The sequence below is a fragment of the Tabrizicola sp. T74 genome, assembly GCF_057219935.1.
Genome location: NZ_JBXVVT010000004.1, coordinates 422045 through 448681, shown reverse-complemented (window position 1 = coordinate 448681; position 26637 = coordinate 422045). Strand labels below are relative to the sequence as shown.

At 65.3% G+C, this 26637-nt stretch carries 27 protein-coding genes; 18 read left to right on the top strand and 9 right to left on the bottom strand.

All coding sequences use genetic code 11. From position 1 onward, the window contains the following. Nucleotides 1–41 precede the first annotated feature (41 nt). The 3 genes from AC2EAL_RS14300 to miaA all read right to left on the bottom strand — a co-directional run bounded on the left by AC2EAL_RS14300 (nucleotide 42) and on the right by miaA (nucleotide 3743). Nucleotides 42–1676, bottom strand: a complete 1635-nt coding sequence (locus tag AC2EAL_RS14300) for an ABC transporter substrate-binding protein (protein ID WP_484724893.1) — start codon at nucleotides 1674–1676, stop codon at nucleotides 42–44. Between the two features lie 224 nt (nucleotides 1677–1900). After that, nucleotides 1901–2701 (bottom strand): AraC family transcriptional regulator, encoded by an 801-nt coding sequence (locus AC2EAL_RS14295; RefSeq protein WP_484724983.1) that lies wholly within the window; start codon nucleotides 2699–2701, stop codon nucleotides 1901–1903. A 175-nt stretch (nucleotides 2702–2876) separates the two neighbouring features. Further along, the gene (miaA, locus tag AC2EAL_RS14290) at nucleotides 2877–3743 is read right to left on the bottom strand and encodes a tRNA (adenosine(37)-N6)-dimethylallyltransferase MiaA (RefSeq protein ID WP_484724892.1); all 867 of its coding nucleotides are present in this window, start codon (nucleotides 3741–3743) and stop codon (nucleotides 2877–2879) included. Between the two features lie 92 nt (nucleotides 3744–3835). On the opposite strand from miaA, the gene pyrH reads away from it, so the two are divergent. From pyrH to lpxB, 12 genes are all read left to right on the top strand, one after another. Beyond that, a complete protein-coding gene (gene pyrH / locus AC2EAL_RS14285; RefSeq protein WP_484724891.1) occupies nucleotides 3836–4558 on the top strand; it encodes a UMP kinase in 723 nt (240 codons plus the stop codon). A gap of 136 nt (nucleotides 4559–4694) precedes the next feature. Further along, nucleotides 4695–5261 (top strand): ribosome recycling factor, encoded by a 567-nt coding sequence (gene frr / locus AC2EAL_RS14280; RefSeq protein WP_484724890.1) that lies wholly within the window; start codon nucleotides 4695–4697, stop codon nucleotides 5259–5261. A gap of 21 nt (nucleotides 5262–5282) precedes the next feature. Next, nucleotides 5283–6017, top strand: a complete 735-nt coding sequence (uppS, locus tag AC2EAL_RS14275; protein WP_484724889.1) for a polyprenyl diphosphate synthase — start codon at nucleotides 5283–5285, stop codon at nucleotides 6015–6017. Next, complete coding sequence (locus AC2EAL_RS14270; protein WP_484724982.1) at nucleotides 6017–6823, top strand: phosphatidate cytidylyltransferase; 807 nt, start codon at nucleotides 6017–6019, stop codon at nucleotides 6821–6823. The genes uppS and AC2EAL_RS14270 overlap by 1 nt, the downstream gene beginning before the upstream one ends. 4 nt (nucleotides 6824–6827) lie before the next feature. Then, nucleotides 6828–8012: a 1-deoxy-D-xylulose-5-phosphate reductoisomerase gene (dxr, locus tag AC2EAL_RS14265; protein WP_484724888.1), complete on the top strand. Its 1185-nt coding sequence runs from the start codon at nucleotides 6828–6830 to the stop codon at nucleotides 8010–8012. Continuing rightward, on the top strand, nucleotides 8012–9343 hold the full coding sequence (gene rseP, locus AC2EAL_RS14260; RefSeq protein WP_484724887.1) for an RIP metalloprotease RseP: 1332 nt from the start codon (nucleotides 8012–8014) through the stop codon (nucleotides 9341–9343). Before dxr ends, rseP begins: the two co-directional genes overlap by 1 nt. 151 nt (nucleotides 9344–9494) lie before the next feature. Then, on the top strand, nucleotides 9495–11831 hold the full coding sequence (bamA, locus tag AC2EAL_RS14255) for an outer membrane protein assembly factor BamA (protein WP_484724886.1): 2337 nt from the start codon (nucleotides 9495–9497) through the stop codon (nucleotides 11829–11831). A gap of 62 nt (nucleotides 11832–11893) precedes the next feature. Next, complete coding sequence (locus AC2EAL_RS14250; protein WP_484724885.1) at nucleotides 11894–12394, top strand: OmpH/Skp family outer membrane protein; 501 nt, start codon at nucleotides 11894–11896, stop codon at nucleotides 12392–12394. Nucleotides 12395–12491: 97 nt separating this feature from the next. Continuing rightward, nucleotides 12492–12953 carry a 3-hydroxyacyl-ACP dehydratase FabZ gene (fabZ, locus tag AC2EAL_RS14245; RefSeq protein ID WP_484724884.1) on the top strand — a complete coding sequence of 154 codons (462 nt, stop codon included), beginning with the start codon at nucleotides 12492–12494 and terminating at the stop codon, nucleotides 12951–12953. 8 nt (nucleotides 12954–12961) lie between these two features. Beyond that, nucleotides 12962–13768 (top strand): acyl-ACP--UDP-N-acetylglucosamine O-acyltransferase, encoded by an 807-nt coding sequence (gene lpxA / locus AC2EAL_RS14240; RefSeq protein ID WP_484724883.1) that lies wholly within the window; start codon nucleotides 12962–12964, stop codon nucleotides 13766–13768. After that, nucleotides 13765–14568: an LpxI family protein gene (locus tag AC2EAL_RS14235; protein ID WP_484724882.1), complete on the top strand. Its 804-nt coding sequence runs from the start codon at nucleotides 13765–13767 to the stop codon at nucleotides 14566–14568. The genes lpxA and AC2EAL_RS14235 overlap by 4 nt, the downstream gene beginning before the upstream one ends. Then, the gene (lpxB, locus tag AC2EAL_RS14230) at nucleotides 14565–15683 is read left to right on the top strand and encodes a lipid-A-disaccharide synthase (RefSeq protein ID WP_484724881.1); all 1119 of its coding nucleotides are present in this window, start codon (nucleotides 14565–14567) and stop codon (nucleotides 15681–15683) included. The genes AC2EAL_RS14235 and lpxB overlap by 4 nt, the downstream gene beginning before the upstream one ends. Here lpxB and AC2EAL_RS14225 read toward each other — a convergent pair. Together AC2EAL_RS14225 and mnmA are read right to left on the bottom strand one after the other, a co-directional pair. Continuing rightward, nucleotides 15643–16137 carry a DUF2059 domain-containing protein gene (locus AC2EAL_RS14225; RefSeq protein WP_484724880.1) on the bottom strand — a complete coding sequence of 165 codons (495 nt, stop codon included), beginning with the start codon at nucleotides 16135–16137 and terminating at the stop codon, nucleotides 15643–15645. The two genes, lpxB and AC2EAL_RS14225, sit on opposite strands and share 41 nt — an antisense overlap. Continuing rightward, nucleotides 16134–17279, bottom strand: coding sequence for a tRNA 2-thiouridine(34) synthase MnmA (gene mnmA / locus AC2EAL_RS14220; protein ID WP_484724879.1), 1146 nt, complete (start codon nucleotides 17277–17279; stop codon nucleotides 16134–16136). Before mnmA ends, AC2EAL_RS14225 begins: the two co-directional genes overlap by 4 nt. 123 nt (nucleotides 17280–17402) lie before the next feature. On the opposite strand from mnmA, the gene sciP reads away from it, so the two are divergent. From sciP to AC2EAL_RS14195, 5 genes are all read left to right on the top strand, one after another. After that, entirely contained in the window at nucleotides 17403–17681 is a 279-nt protein-coding gene (gene sciP / locus AC2EAL_RS14215; RefSeq protein ID WP_484724878.1) for a CtrA inhibitor SciP, read from the top strand. 95 nt (nucleotides 17682–17776) lie between these two features. Continuing rightward, the gene (gene ctrA, locus AC2EAL_RS14210; RefSeq protein WP_484724877.1) at nucleotides 17777–18484 is read left to right on the top strand and encodes a response regulator transcription factor CtrA; all 708 of its coding nucleotides are present in this window, start codon (nucleotides 17777–17779) and stop codon (nucleotides 18482–18484) included. A 57-nt stretch (nucleotides 18485–18541) separates the two neighbouring features. Further along, the gene (gene ligA, locus AC2EAL_RS14205; protein WP_484724876.1) at nucleotides 18542–20692 is read left to right on the top strand and encodes an NAD-dependent DNA ligase LigA; all 2151 of its coding nucleotides are present in this window, start codon (nucleotides 18542–18544) and stop codon (nucleotides 20690–20692) included. Then, nucleotides 20689–22773, top strand: coding sequence for an ATP-dependent DNA helicase RecG (recG, locus tag AC2EAL_RS14200; RefSeq protein ID WP_484724875.1), 2085 nt, complete (start codon nucleotides 20689–20691; stop codon nucleotides 22771–22773). The genes ligA and recG overlap by 4 nt, the downstream gene beginning before the upstream one ends. Nucleotides 22774–22878: 105 nt before the next feature. After that, nucleotides 22879–23001, top strand: a complete 123-nt coding sequence (locus tag AC2EAL_RS14195) for a hypothetical protein (protein ID WP_484724874.1) — start codon at nucleotides 22879–22881, stop codon at nucleotides 22999–23001. Nucleotides 23002–23115: 114 nt separating this feature from the next. On the opposite strand, the gene AC2EAL_RS14190 is transcribed toward AC2EAL_RS14195, so the two are convergent. Continuing rightward, a complete protein-coding gene (locus AC2EAL_RS14190) occupies nucleotides 23116–23559 on the bottom strand; it encodes an iron-sulfur cluster assembly scaffold protein (protein WP_484724873.1) in 444 nt (147 codons plus the stop codon). 84 nt (nucleotides 23560–23643) lie between these two features. On the opposite strand from AC2EAL_RS14190, the gene hisI reads away from it, so the two are divergent. Beyond that, the gene (hisI, locus tag AC2EAL_RS14185; RefSeq protein WP_484724872.1) at nucleotides 23644–24015 is read left to right on the top strand and encodes a phosphoribosyl-AMP cyclohydrolase; all 372 of its coding nucleotides are present in this window, start codon (nucleotides 23644–23646) and stop codon (nucleotides 24013–24015) included. A gap of 35 nt (nucleotides 24016–24050) precedes the next feature. Here the strand turns inward: hisI and gluQRS are convergent, their stop codons facing one another. From gluQRS to AC2EAL_RS14170, 3 genes are read right to left on the bottom strand one after another with little or no spacing between them, the layout of a single operon-like run. Continuing rightward, the gene (gluQRS, locus tag AC2EAL_RS14180; RefSeq protein ID WP_484724871.1) at nucleotides 24051–24899 is read right to left on the bottom strand and encodes a tRNA glutamyl-Q(34) synthetase GluQRS; all 849 of its coding nucleotides are present in this window, start codon (nucleotides 24897–24899) and stop codon (nucleotides 24051–24053) included. Next, nucleotides 24887–26215: a methylenetetrahydrofolate--tRNA-(uracil(54)-C(5))-methyltransferase (FADH(2)-oxidizing) TrmFO gene (gene trmFO, locus AC2EAL_RS14175; RefSeq protein ID WP_484724870.1), complete on the bottom strand. Its 1329-nt coding sequence runs from the start codon at nucleotides 26213–26215 to the stop codon at nucleotides 24887–24889. Before trmFO ends, gluQRS begins: the two co-directional genes overlap by 13 nt. A 26-nt stretch (nucleotides 26216–26241) precedes the next feature. Then, entirely contained in the window at nucleotides 26242–26592 is a 351-nt protein-coding gene (locus AC2EAL_RS14170; protein ID WP_484724869.1) for a DUF6614 family protein, read from the bottom strand. Nucleotides 26593–26637: the final 45 nt, after the last annotated feature.

Below are 26637 nucleotides of genomic sequence, written 5' to 3'. Positions count from 1 at the left end.
CAGGCGCGCCCCCTGTCAGTCGTTCAACGGTGCGGGGCCTGTCAGGCCACCGACCACTTGTAGTGGTGGTGTTCGAAGGCCGGGTGGTGGCCCAGTCCGGCAAAGCCTTCCTTGTGGTGGCTGAACAGCGACCGCGAGAACGGGTTGATGATGTAGCCTTCCTGCTGGAGGATCGTGCACATCTGCACCATCAGCTCACGCCGCTTGTCGGCATCCGCCAGAGCAAGGGCCTGGGCCATCAGGGCGTCGAACTCGGGGTTCGCCATCGCGGTTTCGTTCCACGAGCCGGTGGAGGTGTAGGCCAGGCTCATATTCTGGACCGCAAGCGGGCGGTGGTTCCAGGTCGTGGACGAGAACGGGTACTTCTGCCAGTCGTTCCAGAAGGTCGAACCGGGCATGACCGTGTGCTTGATGTTCATGCCCGCGTCTTTCAGCTGGGCCTGAACCGCAGCCGTGGTGGCCGCTTCCCAGCCATCGTCCAGCGAGATCACCTCGAACTCGGTGTCCTTCAGGCCCGCTGCTTCCAGCGCCGGCATCAGACCCGCCGCATTGATCGTCTGCGGCGGCAGGGTCGGATATTCCGGATGGATCGGGAAGGCGTGGTGGTTTTCACCGGTGGCGCCAAGGTTGTTGTAGCCAAGTTCCAGCACGACTTTCGGATCGACGGCCAGCTGGATCGCCGAGCGGACGGCCTTGTCCTTGTAGAGATCCGAGGACGAGTTCATCCGCACCACGATGGTCGAAGCGGTGACCAGCTCTTCCTTGGTCAGGCCCATGCCGTCGAGGATGTCGATGAATTCGCCGACGGATTCATAGTTCGCGTCCACCTCGTCCGAAGAGAAGAGCGCCACCATGGCAGCCGGGTCGGTGCCGAAGTCGATGTAGTGGATCTCGTCCAGCGGCGCGGTGCCACCCCACCAGGTGTGGTTCGGGGCGCGGACCAGGATCGCGCGCTGACCGACCGCGACTTCCTGCGGGATGTAGGGGCCGGTGCCGATGGCGTTGGTGGCCGGGTCCTGACCATCCTGGAACGAGGAGTGCACCACGGCGGCCGGATAGTCCGCCAGGTTCGGCACGACGGCGATGTCGGAAGCCGACAGGTTCAGCTGGACCGTGGTGTCGTCAACCTTGACCACGGCGCCTTCGCGCAGGGTCTTGGTGGCTTCGTCCACCAGGCCCGGGAAGCGCGAGGCCATCGCGTTGCCCTCGACGTTGCCGTCAGTCCAACGGGCGAAGTTCCGCACCACGTCGTCAGCGGTGAAGGGCTCGCCATTGTTCCAGGTCACGCCTTGACGGACCTTCAGCGTATACTGGGTGGCGTCGGCGTTTGCTTCCCAGCTTTCCAGGAGGCGGCCTTCGAACGAGCCGTCCGGGTTGTACTGGATCAGGTATTCCAGCCAGCCGCGGTAGATGTTGGCGATCTGCGGCCAGTCGGCCAGGCGCGGGTCCTTGGTGCCCTTGACTTCCATCGCGACACGGATCTTGCCGCCGACCTTGGCTTCTTGCGCCTGGGCCGGGACGGGCAGGCCGATCATGCCATAAGCGGCAGCAGCCGAGACGCCCAGCGCCGTGGTACGGGTCAGGAACTCGCGGCGGCTCAGCTTGCCTTCCGCGTATTCGGCGGCATGCATGTGTGCCGCAGGATGCAGCTCGGCTTCGTAATTCAGGTCTTTCATCTTCGTCTCCCTGTGGGCTTTATTTGACTGTGGCAGTGCTTCCTGTCCCGCCTATGCGGCGATCCGTTCGTTGCCGGACCTGTCCAAGCGTCACCGAGATACCAACACCCCAGTCTCCATTGCGCATCTTTTTCCGCAGTCCGTCAACGGCTGCTTTCGACAATCGATACGACAATAGCGACATTGATGCGTCGATTCTGGCTGCGGCGTCGTGCGGCGGCGGCTTATCCCGCGCGGCGGAAAGCGGTCGGGGACTTGCCGGTGACATGTTGGAAGGCCCGCGTGAAGTAGGCGGCGGAATTGAAGCCCAGCTGCTCGGCGATGCGGCCCACGGGGATGCGGGTTTCCGACAAAAGCTTGCGCGCCTCGAAGATGCGGCGGTCCTGCAGGAGCGCGCTGGCGGGTCGACCGCAGGCGGCGTTGCAGCAGCGGGTCAGATGCGTGGGTGTGACGCCGAGAGCGGCCGCAAAATCCGCCACGTTCATCCCGGTGCGGAAGTTCCGCTCTAACAGCGCGGTGTAACGCGCAACTAGCCTTCGGGTTGCATCCTGGCGCGGCCCTTCAAACGGATCGGCCTTGCGGATCTGCCGTTCCAGCCAAACGCCCAGAAGGCCGACATAGGCCTCGGTTGCGCGTTCGTTGGCGGGTGTATCGCTTTCCAGCTCACGCAGGATCGAATCAAGCAGGACGTTGACCTCCTGCTGGGCATGGACTTCGCGGATGCGCAGATGCTGCGGGGTCTTCGGCAGCACGACCTTCGGATCGCGCCCGAAGAAGACTGCCGTACCGAAGACCTGCGCCCCGGCTTCAAAGCCGTGCATGACGCCCGCCGGGATGAAGACCGCATTATGTGCCGTATAGCCGCGCGTCACCCCCGAGATCGTGATGCGGCCCTGACCCTTGGTGAACCACAAGAGGCAGGGTTCGGACAGCGAACGCATGGCCTCGACCCGCCAGCGCCCGCCAGAGGCGAGGCGGGGAATGGCAACCAGGCGCAAACCGGAGGTGGGGGCAGAAGCAATCATCACGCGGCAGATCCTGTGGCAGAGGCGCTGACCAAGGCAGTAAAGCAGTGCGTCGCAACCAACCCAAGCGAAATCAGCGTGACTGGGCGGAAGTTATCCACCGATGTTTGATATTCCTGTGCATAACCCTGTGGGCAGGCGGAAACCCGCTTAAGCTTTGCCGCGCAACCCACGGTTACGGAAGGGAAAGGTGGCGCCAGGCCTGCATGTTCGATCTGAACCAGGTGCGCTGGCGCTTGGCATATTGGCGACTGGCGGTCACCGCTGAGGTGACGGCATCGGGAAGAGTCATTTCGCCCAGCAGATGCGCGATGAGTTCCGGCGCGCCGATGGCCCGGGACGATGGTCGCTTGGGATCCCATCCGGCAATATTGTCCCGCGCCTCATCCAGTGCGCCTTCGGCCAGCATCTGGTGAAACCGGCGCTCGATGCGGGCGTTCAGCCAGTCCACCTGAGGCACCAGGACGAGAGCTTCGGCCCGGGTAAGGGGCAAAAGCGGGGCCGGCGTGTCGTCCTGCCAACTGGCCAATCCGCGACCGGTGGCGCGCAAGACTTCCCAGGCGCGCTGGATGCGGACGGGGTTCTGCCGGTCGATGCGGGCGGCGGTGGCGGGGTCAAGCTCGGCCAGAAGCGCGGCATGGCCCTCGGCAGCACGGCGGGCATCGGCTTCGGCCCGGACCTCGGGCGGAATGTCGGGAACCTCGGCCAGGCCGCGGGTCAGGGCGTTGAAGTTCAGTCCGGTGCCGCCGACGATGACCACCGGACGGTCCAAGAGTGGGACCAGATCGCGCAGCCACTGGCCGACGGAGTAGGCGACGTCGCGAGCGACGTGACCGTAAAGCGCATGGGGCAGGGCGGCCTCGTCGGCCAAGCTGGGGCGGGCCGTCAGGATGCGCCAGTTGCCATAGACCTGCAGGGCATCGGCATTGACGACCGTTCGCCCGTCGCGCGCCGCGATTTCCATCGCCAGCGCCGATTTCCCGCTGGCGGTGGGGCCGGCGATCAGGACCGGCGCCTCACGCGATATGCTGTCGATCCGCACCCGAAACCCCGCCCGATCGGCAGTTGAACCTGTCGCGGTTTTGCGACATTTTGCGGCCCAGTCCAAACACAAAACGATATGCAGGGGTCGCCATGCCAGAGACAGCCACGAAATACAGCCGCGTGATGCTGAAAATCTCGGGCGAGGCGCTGATGGGCGACCAGGGCTACGGCCTGCATCCGCCGACCGTGAACCGGATCGCCGAAGAGGTGAAGTCGGTCCGCGACCTTGGGGTCGAGATCTGCATGGTGATCGGGGGCGGCAATATCTTCCGCGGCCTGCAAGGGTCAGCGCAGGGGATGGAGCGGACGACGGCCGACTACATGGGGATGCTGGCCACAGTGATGAACGCGCTGGCGATGCAATCGGCGCTGGAGGCGATTGGCGTCTTCACCCGGGTGATCAGCGCGATCCCGATGGACCAGGTCTGCGAGCCCTACATCCGCCGCCGCGCGGTCCGGCACCTGGAGAAGAAGCGGGTCTGCATCTTCGCCGCCGGGACGGGGAACCCGTATTTCACCACTGACACGGCAGCAACCCTGCGGGCGTCCGAAATGGCCTGCCAGGCGATCTTCAAGGGCACCAAGGTCGACGGGGTTTACGACAAGGACCCGAAGAAGCATGCCGACGCCAAACGCTATGACCATGTCACCTACGACGAGGTGCTGGAAAAGCATCTGGGAGTGATGGACGCGACAGCGATTGCCTTGGCCCGGGACAACAACCTGCCGATCATCGTCTTCTCCCTGGATGAGCCGGGCGGGTTCCGGGGAATCCTTGCGGGTAAGGGCACCTATACGCGGGTTCAGGACTGAACTGGTGCCCTGCGTCCTGGGGCGGCAATGCCATCGGGGTTAGGAGCTTTGGCCTATACCGGGCCCGCGCGGCTCTGCTATAGAGCGCGAAATCGTGGGGTGGGCAGCCCCGCAGGGGAAGAGAAGGACCAGTCCAATGGCTCATGAAGAGATCGAGATCGACACCGATGCCATCCAGCGCCGGATGGATGGGGCAATGGCGGCGCTGAAGCAGGAATTCGCGAGCCTGCGGACCGGCCGGGCTTCGGCCTCGATCGTCGAGCCGATCCAGGTCGAGGCCTATGGCCAGATGACGCCGATCAACCAGCTGGGCACGGTGAACGTCCCCGAGCCGCGGATGGTCGTCATCAACGTCTGGGACAAGGCTATGGTCGGCAAGGTGGAAAAGGCGATCCGCGAATCCGGCATCGGCATCAACCCGGTGACCGACGGCCCTCTGATCCGGCTGCCGATCCCCGAGCTGAACGAGGAGCGCCGCCGCGAATTGACCAAAGTTGCCGCGCAGTATGCCGAAAGCGCCAAGGTTGCGATTCGCAACGTGCGGCGCGACGGGATGGACCAGATCAAGAAGGCGAAGACGCAAGGCATGAGCGAGGACGATCAGAAGTTCTGGTCCGACGAGGTGCAGGACCTGACCGACAAGGCGATTGCCGCGGTCGACAAGGCGCTTGAGGCGAAGCAGGCAGAGATCATGCAGGTCTGACCTGCAGGCGGAGGACGGCAGGTGTCGAAGGACTTGCAGGTGGAGGCCGCGCTGCGGCCCGTGAACCATCTGGCGATCATCATGGATGGCAACGGCCGCTGGGCCACGAACCGGGGCTGGGCGCGGCTGGTCGGCCACCGCAAGGGCGCCGAACGCGTGCGCGAGATCGTCAAGGCCGCCCCCGACCTGGGGATCAAGTGGCTGACCCTTTACGCCTTTTCCACCGAGAACTGGAAGCGGTCGACCGAGGAAGTCCTGGGCCTGATGGCGATCTTCGCCCGCTACATCGAACGCGAGGCGGACCGGCTGGCCAAGGCGGGCGTCAGGATGCGGTTCATCGGCGACCGGAGCCGTCTGGACCCCAAGCTGCAGCGGATGATGGCCGGGATCGAGGCGCGGACGGCGGGGCTCGACCGGCTGAACCTGACGGTGGCAATCAACTACGGTGGGCGGGATGAACTTGTCCGCGCGGTGCGCAAGATGGCCGAGGCGGCTGCGGCGGGCATCCTGGACCCTAAGCACATCACCGAGGCGGCCTTTGCCGAGCGGCTGGATACCGGCGGGCTGCCGGACCCCGACCTGGTGATCCGCACCAGCGGCGAGACGCGTACCTCGAACTTCCTGCCCTGGCAGGCGGCTTATGCGGAATATGAATTCACTGGCACGCTTTGGCCCGATTTCGGGCCGGAAGAGTTGGCCGCCATCGTCCAGCGCTTTTCCAACCGTGAGCGGCGGTTTGGCGGGGTCCTGCGATGATGGAGCCTGCCCCGGCGGGGTCGGGGAAATGGGCTGACCTGCGCACGCGCATCCTTTCGGCGATCGTGATGATAATGGTCGGCGCGGTCGAAATCTGGCTGGGTGGCACGGCCTTCGCGGCACTCGTCGTGGCACTGACCGGGGTGATGATCTGGGAGCTTGCCACGATGACAGCGCCCGCGCGTAGGCGCTCACCCGTGACGCTGGCCGTCGGGGCGTCGGTGGCTCTGATGGCGGCGTTGGTCCTGAAGACAGAGCTGGCAGCGCTGTTCCTTGTGGTTCCGTCGGTTGCGCTGATCCTGACGCCCCGGCGGGACCGGAGGCTGGCAGGGGCCTATGCGCTGGCGATCATGCTGGCGGGGTACGGGTTGATCGACCTGCGGCAGACCGGGGGGACGACGGTGATCCTCTGGCTGGTGGCGGTCGTGGTCGCCTCGGACGTGTTGGGGTATTTCGCCGGGCGCATGCTGGGCGGGCCGAAGTTCTGGCCGGCGATCAGTCCGAAGAAAACCTGGTCGGGCACGGTGGCGGGCTGGATCGGGGCGGCAGTCGTCGGGCTGGTGATGATTTTGGCGGCGGGGGCGAGCTGGCTTCTGGTGCCCCTGTCGGCGCTGGTGGCCTTTGCCGGGCAGATGGGCGACATCGCGGAAAGCTGGGTGAAGCGGCGCGCGGGGGTCAAGGATGCCTCGAACCTGATCCCGGGCCATGGCGGGGTGCTGGACCGCTTTGACGCGCTGATCGGCGCGGTGGTGGCGGTGCTGGCGCTGGGGCTCGTGGTGCCGGTCCTTGGGCTGTTCGGGGGCTGAGGCGGTGCGCAGCCTGTCGATCTTCGGCGCCACCGGGTCCATCGGCGAGCAGACAGTTGACCTGCTGATGCGGGCGGGCGGGTCTGAGGCCTATCGTGTGGTCGCCCTGACCGGGGGGCGCAACATTGCCCGGCTGGCCGAAATGGCGCGGGAGCTGCGGGCGGAAGTTGCGGTCTGTGCCGAGCCGTCGGGGCTGGCGGAGTTGCGGGACAGGTTGGCCGGTTCGGGTGTCGAGGCGGCAGCGGGGACGGCGGCGATCGTCGAGGCGGCGGACCGGCCGGCGGACTGGGTGATGAGCTCCATCGTCGGCGCAGCGGGGCTGGAGCCGGGGTTCCGCGCGTTGCGGCATGGCGCGACGCTGGCCTTGGCGAACAAGGAAAGCCTGGTGACAGCGGGTCCGCTGTTGATGGCCGAGGCCGCACGGCACGGAGCGCGCATCCTGCCGGTGGACAGCGAGCATTCGGCCATCTTCCAGGCGCTGGTCGGCGAGGATATCGCGGCGGTTGAGCGGATCATCCTGACCGCGTCGGGGGGTGCCCTGCGGGATTGGCCGCTGGAACAGCTGGCGCGGGCCACTGTCAAGGAAGCCTTGGCGCATCCGAACTGGGCGATGGGGCAACGGATCACCATCGATTCGGCCAGCATGTTCAACAAGGCGCTGGAAGTCATTGAAACGAGAGAGTATTTTGGCGTCTCACCCGACCAGATCGAGGTCATCATCCATCCCGAAAGCCTGATCCATTCGATGGTCGGCTATCGCGACGGTGCGATCATGGCGCATATGGGTGCGCCCGACATGCGCCATTCCATCGGCTATGCGCTGAACTGGCCCGACCGGTCGCATCTGCCCGTCGCGCGGCTGGACCTGGCGCAGATTGGCCAGATGACCTTCCGCGCGCCCGACTTGCAGCGCTATCCGGCCCTGCGGCTGGCGCGCGAGGTGATGGCGCGGCGGGGCTTGGCGGGGGCGGCCTTCAACGCGGCCAAGGAAGTGGCGCTGGATCATTTCCTGGCCGGAGGGGTTGGCTTCATGGACATGGCGGCGGTCGTCGAAACCACGCTTGCCGCGATGGATGCCGAACTTGGCCATGAAAATGACGCCATGACCCTTGAGGATGTGCAGGCGGTGGACCATCTCGCCAGACAACGGGCGGGCGACATCGCGCGCAGGCAGGCAGGAGTACGGTAATGGATGCGATTGTGGCGGCGCTTGGCGGCACGGCCTGGACCGTGGTGTTCTTCGTCATCGCGCTGTCGGTGATCGTCTTTGTCCATGAGTACGGCCATTACATCGTCGGGCGCTGGTCGGGCATCCATGCCGAGGTCTTCTCGATCGGGTTTGGCCCGGTGCTGATTGCCCGCACCGACCGGCGCGGCACCAAGTGGCAGGTCGCGGCCATTCCGTTCGGCGGCTACGTCAAGTTCCTGGGCGATGCTGATGCCTCGTCGGTGCGACAGGGCGATGTGTCTGGCCTGTCGGCCGAGGAGCGGCGGCACACGATGGCGGGGGCACCGCTTTGGGCGCGTGCCGCAACGGTTGCAGCCGGACCGATTGCCAACTTTATCCTGGCATTCGTGCTGTATGCAGGGATCGTCGCCTCGTCCGGTGTCATCAACGAGGTTCCCACGGTCGGCGAAATGCGGGCCTTGCCGTCGACCGGCGAAAGCCTTTTGGAGAATGATGTCATCCTGGCGGTCGATGGCCGCCCGACCCCGGACTGGACCGCTTTTGCCGATGCGACCGATGCACTGACCGGCCAGGCGACGGTGGAATACACGGTCCAGCGCGATGGTGCAGAGATCACCATTCCCGGGCCGCATCCGAAATCCCTGATCGTTGGCGACGTGCAAATCCGCTCGGCCGCCCTGGATGCAGGGATCGAGCCCGGCGACGTCATCGTGTCGGCTGGCGGCAAGCCGATCCAGCAGTTCGAGGAACTGGTCGCGGTGGTGACGGCCAGCCAGGGCCAGCCGGTGTCGCTGGAGATCTGGCGGGACGGCAAGACGCTGGACCTGACCCTGACGCCGCGCCTGCGCGTCGCACCCGACAACGAGACAGGGGAATTGACCGAGCGCTACATGATCGGCATCGGCGCGGGGCTGGTCTTCGAGCCGGGCCTGCGGGCAGCGGGACCTTGGGAGGTCGTCGAGGGCGCGGCCCGGACCATGTGGCTGACGACCGAAGGCATGTTCACCGGCCTTGGCAAGATGATCCAGGGCCTGATCAGCACCTGCGGGCTATCGGGTGCCATCGGCATCGCAAAGACTGTGGGCGATGCGGCCAAGATTGGGCTTGAGATGTTCGTGGTGGTGATCGCCGGGCTGTCGCTGGGTATCGGCATCGTGAACCTGTTCCCGATCCCTGTCCTGGACGGCGGGCACCTCGTCTTTCACGCCTATGAGGCGGTGACGCGCAGGGCCCCGTCGCAGCGGGTGCTGGGCATCCTGATGCCGATCGGACTGACGTTGGTCCTTTCGCTGATGGTCTTCGCGCTGAGCCGCGACTTGATCTGTGCCTGACAGACAGGGCGGTCGGACGATTTCTGCGCCGATCGCCTGCAACCACAACATCTTGCAAAGTTATCCACAGTGACCGCAGGCTTTTGACAAAGCTTCGCTTTCCCGCTAGTCAATCCGGAAAGAAGAATTGCGGTGAGGATGTACTATGCGGATGACCCAGAACGCAGCCAAGGGGCGGTCTGCCCAGGCAAGGTCAAGGGCTCGTCTGCTGGCCACGGTGGTTTTCTTCGGCGCTGCAACGGCTTCTCAGCCGTTCCTTCAGCCGGCCTTCGCGCAGTCCTTTTCCTTTTCGAACGTGACCATCGAAGGCAATGAGCGCGTCGATGCCGCGACCATCCTAAACTATGCCGGAATCAAGCGGGGCGAAGAGGTCTCGGCTGCCGCCCTGAATGACGCCTATCAGCGGATTCTGAACTCGAACCTGTTCGAGACGGTGGAACTGGCACCCCAGGGATCGACCCTGCTGATCCGGGTGCAGGAATACCCGATCGTCAACGTCATCTCGATCGAGGGCAACAAGCGGCTTAAGGACGAGAGGCTGGCCGAATTGATCCAGTCGCAGCCGCGCCGGGTCTATTCGCCCTCGCTGGCGGAATCCGATGCGGCGGCGATAGCCGAGGCCTACCGCGTGGCAGGCCGGCTTGCGGCGCAGGTCACGCCCAAGATCATCCGGCGCAGCGACAACCGGGTCGATCTGGTGTTCGAGATCACCGAAGGCCGCGTTGTCGAGATCGAGCGGCTGTCCTTCGTCGGCAACAAGGCGTTTTCCGACCGTCGCCTGCGCCAGGTGCTGGAGACCAAGCAGGCCGGTTTCCTGCGCAACCTGATCCAGCGCGACACCTTTGTGGCCGAGCGGCTGGAACTTGACCGCAAGATGCTGACCGACTTCTACCTGTCGCGCGGCTACATCGACTTCCAGATCCTCGATGCCAGCGCCGAAGTCAGCCGTGAGCGGGACGCGACCTTTGTCACCTTCACGGTCCGCGAAGGTCTGCCCTACACGATCGGCAACGTCTCGACCGTGTCCGAGGTCGAGGGGCTGGACGCGGCCGAGTTCGAGGCGGTGCAGAAGATCCGCACCGGCCAGACCTACAGCCCGCTTCTGATCGACAACAACATCACCCGGATGGAAACGCTGGCGCTGAAGAAGGGCCTGAACTTCATCCGTGTGGAACCCCGCATCACCCGCAACGACCGCGGCCAGGCGGTGGATATCGAGTTCGCCATTGTCCGGGGCGAGCGGGTATTCGTCGAGCGTATCGACATCGAAGGCAACACGACGACGCTGGACCAGGTGATCCGGCGGCAGTTCCGGACCAGCGAGGGCGACCCCTTCAACCCGCGCGAAATCCGCCAGGCTGCGGAACGCATCCGGGCCCTTGGCTACTTTGCCGACGCGCAGGTCAACGCCGACCAGGGTTCGGCCCAGGACCAGGTCGTGGTCAACGTCGATGTCGAGGAGCAGCCGACGGGCTCGCTGAGCTTTGGCCTGAGCTACTCGGTTTCGAACGGCACCGGGGTCAACATCGGGTTCTCGGAAACGAACTTCCTTGGCCGCGGCCAGCGGCTGTCGGCATCGATCTCGACCGCAGCCGACAACCAGAATTCCAGCTTCAGCTTCACCGAGCCGGCCTTCCTTGGCCGCGATCTGAGCTTTTCGATCGGCGCGTTCTACAAGACGTCGGAATCCGACTTTTCGTCCTATGACACGCGCAATATCGGCTTCAACACCGGGATCGGTTTCCCGGTCGGCGAGCAGTCGAGCCTGGATCTGCGGATCGGTGTCGCCGAGGACAAGCTGTTCAACTATACCGGGTCGTCGCCAATCCTCATTGCGGAAGCGGCCCGGGGCGCGGAAAGCACGGTGTCGGTGGGCTATACCTACGAGTTCGACAACCGTATCACCGGTTTGAACCCGAAGGGCGGGGTGCTCTTGCGCTTTGGCCAGGATTTCGCCGGTCTTGGTGGTGACAACGAATACATCAAGACCACGGCGCTGGCGCTGACCGAAACCAAGGTCCTGAACGAGGAAGTCACGCTGCGCGCGATCTTTGAAGGCGGGGCGATCACATCTCTGGGCGGCAACGTGACCCGGGTGACGGACCGCTTCTTCGGCAACGGCAAGATCCGCGGGTTCGAGCCGAACGGGATCGGGCCGCGTGATCTCGGGGCTGCGGATCAGGATGCGCTTGGCGGGAACATGTTCGCCGTGGCCCGGTTTGAGGCGGATTTCCCGCTGGGCTTGCCGGAAGAATACGGCATCACCGGCGGGGCGTTCTTTGATGTCGGCTCGGTCTGGAGCCTGGACAGCACGGCGGGAGCGGGTGGCACGGTGGATGACGGCTTCAACCCGCGCGCCACGGTCGGCCTCTCGGTGTTCTGGACCACGCCGATCGGCCCCTTGCGGTTCAACTTCAGCCATGCGGTCAAGAAGGAAGACTACGACAAGGAACAGACCTTCGATCTGACGATCTCGACCAAGTTCTGACGATGGACGGGTCACGCGGATACAGGCCCCAATGGCTGCGGGGCTGGATTGTCGCTGGCTTCATGGCACTTGGGCTTCCCGCCGCGGCGCAAGACGGGCCGACGCCGCTTTTGACCCTGGATCAGGATCGGCTGTTCCTGGAATCCGACTACGGCAAGGCCGTGATCGAAAAGGAACGCACCGCAACGGCGGCGCTGGAGCAGGAGAACCGCCGGATCGAGGCAGAACTTGTCGCGGAAGAACAGGCGTTGACCGAACTGCGGGCAACGCTTTCGGCCGAGGAGTTTTCCGCCAAGGCCGAAGCCTTCGATGCCAAGGTGGAGCAGATCCGCAGCGAGCAGGATGCCAAGGCGCGAAAGCTGACCGAAACGCGCGATCAGGATCGGCAGGCCTTCCTTGAGGTCGCAGTGCCGGTGCTGGGCGAAATCCTGCAGGACAAGGGCGCCTCGGCTGTCTTGGACAAGAGCCTTGTCATCTTGTCGCTCTCAGCGGTTGACATCACGGACGAGGCGATTGCCCGGGTCAACGCGGCCTTGGCCGGCAAGACGCCCGCACCGCCCTGATGCGGCGGGCCTGGCCGCTGACAACTTGTGCCGTCCGGCGCGACTTGCTAGCTAGACCGAAAACCGTTGGGCCAAAGGCCGGGGAAGAGGTGACACGATGGATGCAGCTGCAGCGACACATGCCGATCTGGATCTGATCCAGCGGATCATTCCGCACCGCTATCCGTTCCTGCTGATCGACAAGGTGCGGGATATCGTGCTGAACGAAAGCTGCGTCGGCATCAAGTGCATCACCTTGAACGAACCGCAGTTCCAGGGCCATTTCCCTGGCATGCCGATCTTCCCCGGCGTGATGATCATCGAGGCGATGGCGCAGACCTCGGGCGTCCTTGTCGGTCTGTCGATGGATCTGGTCGACAAGAATGCCAAGGTCTTCTTCATGGGCGTCGACGGTGTGAAGTTCCGCCGCAAGGTCGTGCCAGGCGACGTGCTGGAACTGCATGTCAAGGCGCTGCGCGGTGGGGGCCGGGTCTGGAAGTTCGAGGGCCGTGCCATCGTGGATGGGGAACTGGCCTGCGAGGCCACGTTCATGGCGATGTTCGACGTTGCGAAGGCGTGAGCCGGGGCATGTCAATTCATCCCAGCGCCCGCATCCATGCCTCTGCCGTGGTTGAATCCGGCGCGGTCATCGGCGAGGGCTGCGTGATCGGCCCGTTCTCTCTGATCGGGCCCGAGGTCGTGCTAGGTGCGCGGGTCGAGATCAAGTCACACGCGGTGGTGACCGGCTGGACCGAGGTCGGCGACGAGACGGTGATCTTCCCTTTCGCAACTGTGGGCGAGGTGCCCCAGGATCTGAAGTATCAGGGCGAGCATACCCGGCTGGTCGTGGGCAAGCGCTGCCGCATCCGCGAGGCGGCGACGCTGAACACCGGGACGGAAGGCGGCGGAGGCGTCACGCGGGTCGGTGACGATGTGCTGATCATGACAGGCGCCCATGTCGGTCATGATGCCCAGATCGGCGACCGGGTGATCCTGGTGAACAACGTGGCCATTGCCGGGCATTGCGTGCTGGGTGACGACGTGATCGTGGGCGGCCTGTCCGGGGTGCACCAATGGGTGCGGATCGGGCAGGGCGCGATCATCGGGGCGGTCACCATGGTGACGAACGATGTGATTCCCTATGGGCTGGTGCAAGCTCCGCGGGGGGAGCTGGACGGGTTGAACCTTGTGGGCCTGAAACGCCGCGGTGTGGACCGGGCCGGGATCACGGCCTTGCGCGCGGCCTACCAGACGCTGGCGCAAGAGGAAGGCAGCTTCCTCGACCGCGCCCGCAAGCTGTCCGAGGAGAGCGACAGCCCACTGGTGCGTGAGATCGCCGATTTCATCCTGTCGAAGTCCGACCGCAGCTTCCTCACACCGAAGGGTGGGCGGTGAAGACCGCGATCATTGCAGGGCAGGGCCGGTTGCCTGCGGCTTTGGCGGCGGCTATGGCCGAAGCTCCGCTGGTCGCGGCGATGGACGGGTTTGCGCCCGAAGGCCTGACGGTTGACCTGACGTTCCGGGTGGAACGGCTGGTCCCTTTCCTGCGTGCGCTGGAGCGCGACGGGATCGGGCAGGTGGTCTTTGCCGGGGCGGTGACGCGGCCAAGGCTCGACCCGGCGCTTCTGGATGAGGCGACGGCGGGCCTCTTGCCGCGCCTGATGCAGGCGATGGCGGCGGGGGATGACGCGTCCCTGCGCGAGGTCATTGCGGTTTTCGAGGAATTCGGTTTCGCCGTCGTCGGCGTCGAGGCGATTGCGCCTGCGCTGTTGCCGGGGGCCGGGGTGTTGGCCGGCACGGTGACGCCCCGGGATGAGGCCGATGCGGCGCGAGCGGTTGTGATCGTGACGGCGCTTGGCGAGGTCGACGTCGGGCAGGGGGCCGTTGTGGCGCAGGGACTTTGCCTGGGGGTCGAGTCACTGCCGGGGACGGATGCGCTGTTGTCTCAGGTCGCGGGGATCGGAGCGCTGAAACCCGATCCGGCGCGAGGTCGGGGCGTGTTCTACAAGGCGGCGAAGCCCGGTCAGGACCGCCGGATCGACTTGCCGACCATCGGCCCGGATACCCTGCGCGCGGCGGCGGCGGCGGGTTTGGGCGGCGTCGCCTTCGAGGCTGGTTCGGTGATTTGTCTGGACCTGGACGAGATGCAGCGGCTGGCCGGGGAGCTTGGCCTGTTCCTGTGGGCACGGGCGTGAAGCTGTTCCTGATCGCCGGGGAGCCTTCGGGCGACCGGCTGGGCGCGGCGCTGATGGCGGGGCTGAAGTCCCTTGCGCCGGTCGAGTTTGCCGGCGTCGGCGGACCGCTGATGCAGGCCGAAGGGATGGAAAGCCTGTTCCCGATGGAGGAGCTGTCGGTGATGGGTATCGCCGAGGTTCTGCCCAAATACCTGCACCTGAAACGCCGGATCCGTGAGGCGGCAGCGGCGGCGGTCGACAGCGGGGCGGAGGCGCTGGTCACCATCGACTCGCCCGATTTCTGCCTGCGCGCGGCGAAGATCGTAAAGGCGGCAAGACCGCAGATGCGCACGATCCACTATGTCGCTCCGTCGGTCTGGGCCTGGCGACCGGGGCGGGCCGCCAAAATGGCTTGCGTCATCGACCATGTGCTGGCACTCCTGCCATTCGAGCCGCCCTACATGACCGCTGCGGGCATGACCTGCGATTTCGTCGGGCATCCGGTGGTGGCGGAACCGCTGGCGAGCGAGGCCGAGAAGGCCGCCTTTACGGGGCCGGGCCCGCTCCTCCTGGCGCTGCCCGGCTCACGAAAGGGCGAAGTCACCCGCCTGGCCCCGGTCTTCGGTGAGGTCGTGAGCCAGCTGAAGGCCCGGCACCCGGACCTGCGCGTGGCGCTGCCCACGGTGCGGGGCGTGGCGGGTTTGGTGCGCGAGTTGACGGCCAATTGGGCGGTCACCCCGCAGCTCATCGAGGACCCGGGGCCGAAGCGCGGGGCTTTCGCGGTGGCGGATGTCGCGCTTGCAGCCTCGGGGACCGTGTCGCTGGAACTGGCAAAAAATGCCTGCCCTATGGTCATCGCTTATGACATGCATCCGCTGACCCTGTGGCTGATGCGCCGCGCGGCGTTGATCGACACGGTGACGCTGGTGAACCTGGTCAGCGAAACCCGCGTGGTGCCGGAATTCATCGGCCCGGACTGCCGGGCGGACAAGATCGCCCCGGCACTGGAGGCGGTCCTGGCCGACCCGTCGGCGCAGATGGCCGCAATGACGGTGACGATGGAGCGGCTTGGGCGGGGCGGAGAGCCTCCGGGCCTCAGGGCTGCGCGGTCGGTGCTGGGGGCACTTCACCGTTGACGATGGCCAGGACCTGCGGCATCAGCCCGGTCATCTTGTCGTTGATCAGCGCCATCACTCCCGGCTGCTGGGCGGCGGTCAGTTGCGGCAGCTTGGCCAGAACCGACCGCCCCTCAGGCGTCGCGTAGAAGTCGCGCAGCGCGGTGATCTCGGCCAGCGTCATCATGTCGGCCATGATCTGCGCCTGGTCGCGCATTAAGGTGGTCATCGGCTCGGTAAAGGTGTCAAGGTACAACTGCCGGATCTGCGCGACCTGATCGTCCGTCAGGGTCGCCCCGCCCGCCGCCACCTGCTGCAGGATCGGCTGGTACATGTTTTCGATCACCGCCGCCATGTCGAACCCCTGCAGGGCGAGGTCGACATATTCGGTGGCGACGGCCACCCTCTCCTCGCGCGTTTCGGCAAGGGCGGGCAGGGGCAGCACCAGCAGCGCCGCCAGCAGCAGGAGTTTCAAGACGAGGGTCCTTTCCAGATCCAGCCGCCGCCATGGATGCGGCTGCCTTCGGGGGCGTAGAACACGCAGGCTTGCCCGGCGCTGACCCCATCCTCGGGGGACAGGAGCTCCACCTCGGCGGTGGTGGGGCCCGTCGGGCGGATGATCGCCTCGCGCGGGGGACGGGTCGAACGGACCTTGACCTTCAGGTGCCATTCCGGCCGCGAGTCGAAGGGGGCGTCACCCAGCCAGTTGATCTCGCGCACCGGGATGATCCGGGTCGACAGCGCGGCCTTGGGGCCCACGATGACGCGGCGCGACTCGGGGTCGAGCTTTACGACATAGAGCGGCTCGCCCAGTCCGCCGATGCCCAGGCCCTTGCGTTGGCCGATGGTGTAATGGATCACCCCCCGGTGGTCGCCCAGGATGTTTCCGTCGAGGTCCACGATCTCACCCGGGTCCGCCGCGCCGGGACGCAGCTTCTCGATGACGGCCGCATAGTTGCCGTTCGGGACAAAGCAGATGTCCTGGCTGTCGGGCTTGTCGGCCACCGGCAGCCCGTACTTGGCCGCAAGCGCACGGGTTTCGGCCTTTGAGGCGAGGTGCCCCAAGGGGAAACGCAGGTAGGACAGCTGGTCCGGCGTGGTCGAGAACAGGAAATAGCTTTGGTCGCGCGCAGGATCGGCCGCTTGGTGCAGCTCTGGCCCGTGGTCGCCAACCTTCCGCTGAATGTAATGCCCGGTGGCCATGCAATCGGCCTCAAGGTCCTTGGCAGTGGCCAGCAGGTCCTTGAACTTCACCCGTTCGTTGCAGCGGATGCAGGGAACCGGCGTTGCCCCCGCCAGATAGGCATCGGCGAATTCCTCGATCACCGCCTCGCGGAAGGTGTTCTCATAGTCCAGCACGTAGTGGGGGAACCCCATGGTTTCCGCAACGCGACGGGCATCATGGATGTCGCGGCCCGCACAGCAGGCCCCTTTCTTCGCCAGCGCCGCGCCGTGGTCGTAAAGCTGCAGCGTGACGCCAACCACATCGTAACCTTCTTCGGCCAGCATCGCGGCCACGACGGAACTGTCGACGCCGCCCGACATGGCAACGACGACCCGCGTTTCCGACGGGGGTTTGGGCAGGCCAAGAGAGTTGAGCGCCAGATCGCGTGGCATGGGATTGTCCGGGTTCAGGGAATGATGGGGAATATATGAAAATGCTGTGCACTCTCAATCCCCTGTTTCAGGATTGATTAAGCCTGTTCCGTCATTCTGCCCCAAATGAGCGAGGGAACCGTGATGTTTCTCAAACGTGTCGACGGACCAAGGCAGGTGACCCTGCCCGATGGCAGCATCCTGACGCGGGCCGATCTGCCGCCCGCCGATACCCGGCGCTGGGTCGCCAGCCGCAAGGTCGTGGTTGTCAAGGCCGTGGTCTATGGCCTGATCACCGAAAAAGAGGCGCTGGAACGCTATGCCCTGTCCGAGGAAGAGTTCGGCCTTTGGCGCTCGGCCGCGCTGAAGCATGGCGAGGATGGCCTGAAAGTCACGGCGATCCGGAAATACAGACAACTTTAGATGGATTCGCAATCTCCCTCTGGCATAGTAACGGTCGGTTAACCATTGCCCGGCAAAATCGTTAACGATGACCACCGGAGCGGAGCTTTTGAATAATGCGTATTCTGCTTGTAGAGGACGACCCAACGACCTCGCGCAGCATCGAGATGATGCTGACTCATGCCAATCTGAACGTCTACTGCACCGACATGGGCGAAGACGGGATCGATCTGGCAAAGCTGTATGACTACGACCTGATCCTTCTGGATCTCAACCTGCCGGACATGAGCGGGCATGAAGTGCTGCGCCAGGTCCGCCAGGCGCGGGTGGAAACCCCGATCCTGATCCTTTCGGGCGCCGATGACACCGAAAGCAAGCTGAAAGGCTTTGGTTTCGGGGCAGATGACTACCTGACCAAGCCCTTCCACCGCGAAGAACTGGTCGCCCGGATCCATGCGATCATCCGCCGCTCCAAGGGTCACAGCCAATCGGTCATCAAGACCGGGCGGGTGTCGGTCAACCTTGACGCCAAGACCGTCGATGTCGAAGGCAAGGCGGTGCATCTGACCGGCAAGGAATACCAGATGCTGGAGCTTCTGTCGCTGCGCAAGGGCACCACGCTGACCAAGGAGATGTTCCTGAACCATCTCTATGGCGGCATGGACGAGCCCGAGCTGAAGATCATCGACGTCTTCATCTGCAAGCTCCGCAAGAAGCTGGCCGAGGCGACGGGTGGCGACAACTACATTGAAACCGTCTGGGGCCGCGGCTATGTGCTGCGCGATCCCTCGGGCGCACAGGCCAAGCTTGCGGCCAGCGCCTGATCTTTACCTTCACGGCCCCGCCGCCTAACCTTTCGTCGCATCGGACGGGGGGCGGGGATGAAAGAGAAGGCGGTCGAGGCACTGACAGAGGCAGAAGCGCTGGCAGAGCTTGCGCGGCTGGCCAGTGCCTTGGCTGCGGCGAACACTGCGTATCACATGCTTGACGCACCCGAGATATCGGATGCCGAATATGATGCGCTGAAACGGCGCAATCTGGCGATCGAAGCGAGGTTTCCAAGCCTGAAGCGGGCGGATTCGCCCTCGGATCAAGTGGGGGCCGCAGTCGCCGATGGCTTCGGCAAGGTCGCGCACCGGGTGCGGATGTTGTCGCTGGAAAACGCCTTCGCCCCCGAAGAGGTGGCTGAGTTCGTCGACCGCGTATGCCGATTCCTGGGAATTGAAGGGTCCGCCTCCGCTGTGGCTCAGCCTGGGGCCGGCGATCTGCAGTTCACGGCCGAACCGAAGATCGACGGCCTTTCGCTGTCATTGCGCTATGAGGCCGGGGTTCTGGTTCAGGCGGCCACCCGCGGTGATGGCGAGGTGGGTGAGGATGTGACCGCGAACGCGCGCACGATTGCCGACATTCCGCAGCACCTGACCGGGGCACCCGATGTTCTGGAAGTCAGGGGCGAAGTCTATATGTCCCACGCCGATTTCGCCGCGCTGAACGAACGTCAGGCGGCCTCTGGCGACAAGACTTTCGCCAATCCCCGCAATGCGGCCGCAGGGTCGCTGCGGCAACTGGATGCCCGGATCACGGCGAACCGGCCCTTGCGCTTTTTCGCCTATGCCTGGGGGGCCCTGTCTGAACCCCTGGCCCGCACGCAGTTCGAAGCGATCAACCGTCTGAGAGACCTGGGGTTTCAGACCAATCCGCTGACCACCTTGTGCGAAGGGCCCGATGCCTTGCTCGCCCACTACCGCCGGATCGAGGCGCAGCGGGCGAGCTTGGGCTATGACATCGACGGTGTGGTCTACAAGGTCAACGACCTGGCGCTGCAGGCGCGGCTCGGTTTCCGCTCCTCCACCCCCCGCTGGGCTATCGCGCACAAATTCCCGGCCGAGCTTGCCTGGACCGAGCTTCTGGGCATCGACATCCAGGTCGGCCGCACCGGGGCGCTGTCGCCGGTGGCGCGGCTGAAGCCGGTCACGGTGGGTGGGGTCGTGGTGTCGAACGCCACGCTGCACAACGAGGACTACATCGCCGGTCGCGACTCGCGCGGTCAAGAAATCCGCGGCGGCAAGGACATCCGCGTCGGCGACTGGGTTCAGGTCTACCGCGCGGGGGACGTCATCCCGAAGGTTGCGGACGTCGACCTGACGCGCCGCAGGGACGGCTCGCAACCCTATGTTTTCCCGACGGAATGCCCCGAGTGCGGCAGTCCCGCTCACCGCGAGGAGGGCGACTCGGTCCGCCGCTGTACCGGGGGGCTGATCTGCCCGGCCCAGGCGGTGGAGCGGTTGAAGCATTTCGTCAGCCGTGGGGCCTTTGACATTGAAGGCTTGGGCGCCAAGCAGGTCGAGATGTTCTTCAAGGACCCGGGCCTGCCGGTCAAGACTCCGGCGGACATCTTTACCCTTGCACAAAGAGACGCCGACAACCCGCTGCAAAAGCTGAAGAATCGTGATGGTTTCGGCGAGGTTTCCGCCGCCAAACTGTTTGGGGCCATCGAGGCGCGGCGGACAATCCCATTGGACCGTCTGATCTTCTCGCTGGGCATCCGGCATATCGGTGAGACGTCCTCCAGCCTGCTGGCACGCCACTATGGCACCTGGGAGGCCTTCGTTCAGGCCATCGACCGGTCGCTGGACCAGACCGGCGCGGACTGGGAGGAGTTGACTGCCATCGACGGCATCGGTGTGGTCAGTGCGCGCGCACTGGTTGATGCGCTGCATCCGGCGAATGCCGAACGGGCCGAGATCGACCGTCTGGTCAGCGACCTGACCGTCTTGCCGGTGGCCGCCGCCGCCACTGAATCGCCTGTCGCCGGCAAGACCGTCGTCTTCACCGGCACGCTGGAGAAGATGACCCGGGCCGAAGCGAAGGCGCGGGCCGAAGCGCTCGGTGCCAGGGTCGCGGGCAGCGTCAGCGCAAAGACCGACCTTGTGGTGGCTGGCCCCGGGGCGGGGTCGAAGGCCAAGGATGCCGAGCGTTTGGGGATTGAGATCATCGACGAGGACGCCTGGTTGCGGCTGATCGGCGGATGAGCCGACCGGAAATCCTCTTCCCCCTCTTTGCCGGGCTGGAAACGCTGCCGGGCGTCGGGCCGAAGGCCGCAAAGGCCTTCGAGACCCTTGGCGTGACGCGACCAAAGGACCTTCTGTACCTACTGCCGCATTCCGGGGTTGATCGCGCCTTGCGCGGCTCGGTGCGGGATGTGACGCCGCCCGCCATGCTGACGGTCGAGGTCGAAATTGGCCAACATGTGCCGCCACGCCGCAAGGGCGGGCCGTACCGCGTGCACGTGCGGGACCGGAAAGTTGAGTTTCTGCTCGTTTACTTCCACGCCCGGGCCGAGTCGTTGCAGCGCCTGTTGCCGACCGGGCAGCGGCGGCTGGTCTCGGGCAAGGTGGAGCTGTTCGACGGCATCGCGCAGATGGTGCATCCGGACCATGTGCTGCGCCTGGAAGAGCGGGGAGAGCTTCCGGCCTATGAACCGGTCTACCCGCTGGGGGCAGGGCTGACGCAACGGGTCGTGGCAAAGGCGGTTGCCGGGGTCCTGACGCGGGTGCCGGACCTGCCGGAATGGATCGACCCGGGGCTGAAACAGCGCGAAGCCTGGCCGGACTGGCCCGCGGCGTTGGCGCTGGCGCACCGGCCAGAAGGCGCTGCGAGCTTGGCTGTGACACATCCTGCCCGCGTCAGGCTGGCCTATGACGAGCTCTTCGCCCATCAGCTGACCCTTGCAATCGCCCGGTCAAGGATCCGGAAGGGCAAGGGGATCGCGACGGTGGGGTCGGGGGACCTGCGGGCCAAGGTGCTGGAAAGCCTGCCCTATTCTCCAACAGCCGCGCAGACTCGGGCGGTGGCCGAGATCGCCAGTGACATGGCGCAACCCTCGCGGATGAACCGGCTGTTGCAGGGCGATGTCGGCGCGGGCAAGACCTTGGTCGCATTTCAGGCGCTCCTGATCGCGGTCGAGGCGGGCGGGCAGGGCGTGATGATGGCCCCGACCGAGATCCTGGCCCGCCAGCATTTCGAGAGCCTGGCACCGCTGGCTCGGGCGGCGGGGGTGCGGCTGGAACTGCTGACCGGCCGCGACCGGGGGGCAGAGCGGGCAATGAAGCTGGAAGATCTGGCGATGGGGCGCATCCCGATCCTGGTCGGCACGCATGCGGTCTTCCAGAAGGATGTGGAATTCAAGGACTTGCGGATCGCGGTGGTGGACGAACAGCACCGGTTCGGGGTCGCCCAGCGGATGGAGTTGGGCGCTAAGGGCGAGGCGGTCGATGTTCTGGTGATGACCGCGACGCCGATCCCGCGCTCGCTTGCGCTGGCCACGCATGGCGACATGGATGTCTCGGTGCTGGACGAAAAGCCCGCGGGGCGAAAGCCGATCCGCACCGCAATGGTGTCGGCGGAACGGCTGGATGAGGTGGTAGAGCACCTGCGCAAGGCCGTGGCAGAGGGGCGCCAGGCCTATTGGGTCTGCCCGCTGGTCGAGGAATCCGAGGTCGTCGACTATGCCAGCGCCGAGGAGCGATTCAAGGCGTTGCGCGCCGCGCTGGGGGACCGGGTGGGATTGGTCCATGGCCAGATGCCACCGGCCGAGAAGGACGCGGCGATGGCGCGGTTCGTGGCGGGGGAGATCTCGGTCCTGGTGGCGACCACGGTGATCGAGGTCGGGGTGAACGTGCCCAATGCGACAATCATGGTGATCGAACAGGCAGAGAGCTTTGGCCTGGCACAGTTGCACCAGCTGCGGGGCCGGGTGGGGCGCGGTGAGGCGGCCTCGACCTGCTTGCTGCTGTATCAGGCGCCGTTGAACGAGACCGGGATGCGGCGGCTGACGACGATCCGCGACACCGAAGACGGTTTCCGCATCGCCGAGGAGGACTTGGCCATGCGCGGGGCGGGCGACCTGATCGGCACGGCGCAGTCCGGCCTGCCGCGGTTCCGGATTGCCGATCTGGAACGGCAGGCGAGCCTGATGGCGCTGGCCCAAAGCGATGCGCGCAGGCTTTTGCATGATGACCCACAGCTTTCCGGCCCACGCGGACTGGCGGCGCGAACGCTGCTGTGGCTGATGGATCAGGACCGTGCCATGCGCCTCATGAGCGTGGGCTAGGCTGATCTGCCTTCGAATCGCACTTCGTTCACGAATGTTCTTAAAAAGTTCTTTACACTTCGGCGCTAACGTGAGAACAATAGGGCAACAAACATGGAGATTGCGATGAAAGACGCCATGAAATCCCTGTACGCCCGCACGCCGAGTGGTGCTGTCGAGGATCTGGTAGGACTGGCCGCGTTGTTCGTGATCCTGTTTGCCGTGCTGTCGCTGCCCGGCGTCGCCTGAGGTTTCTGCCCCGCGCTCTGTCCCCCAAGGTGACGGTCCGCCTCGCCTGGCCCACCGTCCATCCAGACGCGCCACTGCCGCCGCCATCCACCCGGATGCGCGGCGGTTTTTTCTTCAGGCAGCGGCCTGTGCGGCCTCCATCGCCTCGCAGACCGCCTCCAGCGCCAGAAGAATCGAGGCGTGGCGGTTCTTGTAGTCGCGGGCCGGGAGGAGGACTTCGTAGCCCTGGAACGGGGCCGAAGGAACGGGGCCGCCGTCTTTCAGCAACGCGCGGAGGGCGTCGCGGGCGGCCTGCAGCTCGGGCAGGGTACGGCCGATCACGACCTCTCCCAGCACGGCGGCCGAGGCCTGGCCCAGGGCGCAGGCCTTCACGTCCTGGGCGAACTCGGCCACCCGGCCGTCCTTGACCACCACGTCTGCCGTGACTGTCGAACCGCAGAGGGGGGAGCGGCGGCGAGCGGTACCCTGCGGCGCGGGCAGGCGGCCGAGGTGCGGGATGTCGGCGGCGAGACCCAGGATCCGGGCGGAGTAGAGCTTGATGAGGTCGCTGTCGCTCACTTGGAATGATTGCCTTCGCTCATGGTAATCCCTCGGCTGATCCCCTATGTAGACCCGCGCTGCCTGACTGCCAAGGAGAGACCCATGTCCTTTGATCCGGCCACACTAAAGTATGATGCCGCGGGGCTGGTGCCCTGTGTGGCGCAGGATGCCGTGTCGGGCGAGGTCTTGATGGTGGCCTGGATGAACGCGGCCTCGGTCAGCCGGACTCTGGAGACGGGGAAGGTGACCTATTGGTCGCGGTCGAGGGGGCAATTCTGGGTCAAGGGAGAGACCTCGGGGCACCACCAGCGGCTGGTCGAGCTGCGGGTGGACTGCGACCGGGATTGCCTGCTGGCGCTGGTCAGCCAAGAGGGGCCGGCCTGTCACACGAACCGGCGGTCCTGCTTTTATACAGCGGTGAGGGACGGGGAAGAGGTGGTCTTCATGGACCCTGTCCACGGTGGACACTCCTGATCCGGCCTTTTTAATCAAAGGCTTGGCCGCGGACGTTAAGGATTTGGTAACCCGACCAGCCGACGGATGTCGGCAGGGGTTGCGCCCTCGGCCCGGTACTTGGAAAGCGCCCGCGCGTCGTCACGCTTGGCCAGGCGCTTGCCGGTCTCGTCACGGATCAGGCGGTGGTGGTGGTGGACCGGCGTGGGCAGGCCGAGAAGTGCCTGCAGCTGTACGTGGATCGCAGTTGCCTCGAACAGGTCTTCACCGCGCACCACGTGGGTGATGCCCTGCCAGGCGTCATCAACGACGACCGAGAGGTGGTAGGACGTCCCCATATCCCTCCGCGCCAGCACGACGTCGCCGATGCCCGACAGCATCTCCAGCATGTCCAGGTGGTGCAGTCCGGCGTGGCTGGGGCCGGTTTCGGTGAAGGAGAGGTGTGGGGCGCGGTTCACCGCCTTGGTCAGGTCCAGCCGGATGGCAGGTGCATCCGCCACTGGTTTGCCGCGACAGGTGCCGGGATAGACGAGGCCATCCGGCCCCTCGACAGGGGCCGCGCCCTCTTGCGGGGCGGCAAGGGCGGCGCGGATGTCGCTGCGGGTGCAGTTGCAGCCGAAGAGGAGGCCCATCTGCTCCAGACGGTTGAGCGCGGCACGGTAGGCAGGCAGGCGGGTCTGCTGCGAGACGACTGGACCGTCCCAGGTAAGGCCCAGCCAGGTGAGGTCATCCAGCGCTGCCGCCGCCCATTCGGGACGCGACCGCTGAGGGTCGATATCCTCCATCCGGATCAGGAACTGCCCGCCCGCGGCCCGGGCCATGTCATGTGCCAGGATCGCGGAATAGGCGTGGCCCAGATGAAGCGGGCCGGTGGGGCTGGGGGCGAAGCGGGTTACGAAAGCCATTCGGTGAAGGCTTCCTTCGCCCGGTCCGTATAGGCCTTGTAGCGGTCGTGCCGCCCCTTGCGGCCTCCGCGCGCGTCAATGGGAGGGAAAAGGCCGAAGTTGACGTTCATCGGCTGGAAGGTCTTCGCCTCCGCCCCGCCGGTGATGTGGGTCACGAGCGCGCCCATCGCAGTTTCGGGGGGAGGCGAGGAAAGCTCGCGCCCGAGAATCTCATGCGCGGCCATCCGTCCGGCGAGAAGCCCCATTGCGGCGGATTCGACATAGCCTTCGACGCCGGTGATCTGCCCTGCAAAGCGTATATACGGCCGCGACTTCAGCCGCATCTGGCTGTCGAGCAAGGTCGGAGAGTTGATGAAGGTGTTGCGGTGGATGCCGCCAAGGCGGGCGAAGCTCGCGTTCTCCAGCCCAGGAATCATTTTGAAAACAGAGGTTTGCGCGCCGTATTTCATTTTGGTCTGGAAGCCCACGATGTTGTGCAGTGTGCCAAGCTTGTTGTCCCGCCGCAGCTGGACGACGGCATAAGCCTTTTCGTTTGGCTTGTGCGCATTGGTCAGGCCCACGGGCTTCATCGGGCCGTGGCGCAGGGTCTCGCGGCCTCGCTCCGCCATCACCTCGATGGGTAGGCAGCCATCGAAATAACCCGCGGTCTCGCCTTCGTGGAACTCGGTCTTTTCGGCGGCAAGAAGGGCGTCGATAAAGGCCTCATACTGGTCCTTCGTCATCGGGCAGTTGATGTAGGCCTTCTGTTCATCCTCGGTCTCGCCCTTGTCGTAGCGGCTTTGCAGCCAGGCGACGGACATGTCGATGGTGTCTGTATATACAATGGGGGCGATGGCGTCGAAGAAGGCCAGAGCCTCAGCCCCTGTAGCTACGCGAATCGCGTTGGCGAGTGCGGGGCTGGTCAGCGGGCCGGTCGCAATGATCCAGTGGCCGGATGAGGGAAGGTCCGTAACTTCCTCATAAGAAGTGGAAATCAGCGGGTGGGATTTCAGTTTTTCCGTGACGGCGCGGGCGAAAGGGTCGCGGTCGACGGCCAGCGCGCCCCCGGCGGGAAGGCGGTGCTGGTGCGCCATCTCCATCACCAGGCTGCCCGCCTGACGCATCTCCCAGTGGATCAGGCCAACGGCATTGCGTTCGTGGTCGTCGGAGCGGAAGGAATTGGAACAGACCATTTCGGCGAAGTCGCCGGTCCGGTGCGCGAAGGTGGCGACCTTGGGCCGCATCTCGTGGATGACCACGGGGACGCCAAGGTTTGCGGCGGCCCAGGCGGCCTCAGCCCCCGCCATGCCGCCGCCGATGATGTGAAGGGTGTCCATGGCGGCGATGTAGCCGCCGGGTCGCCCTAGATCAAGGAGATGCGTTCACGCTGTGTTGGGTCGGGATAGGGGCGGTAAAGCCCAACCTCAACCCGGGCGATCATGCCGTGCATCTGGTCGTAGCGCCGGGTCGCCTCATCATCCGCCGTGGCCAGCGCCGAGAAGGCCGCATCCAGCGTGGCGAGGCCTGGAATTTCGATTTCCAGCAGGAAGTCGGTGTGCTGGCCCGAGGCGAGCCCGAACTTGCGGCGCATCAGCCGCCAGCCGGTGATCAGGCCCTGCGCTTGCAGGTGGCCCATCCAGTGGGTGCAGGCCTGCGAGAAGCCCAAGGCGCGCGCCTCAGGCCGAAGCTCGATCATGCAGTGGTAGAGGTTCATCGGCGTCTCCCTTCGGTGCCAGATTCGCACCGAAGGGTTACGCGG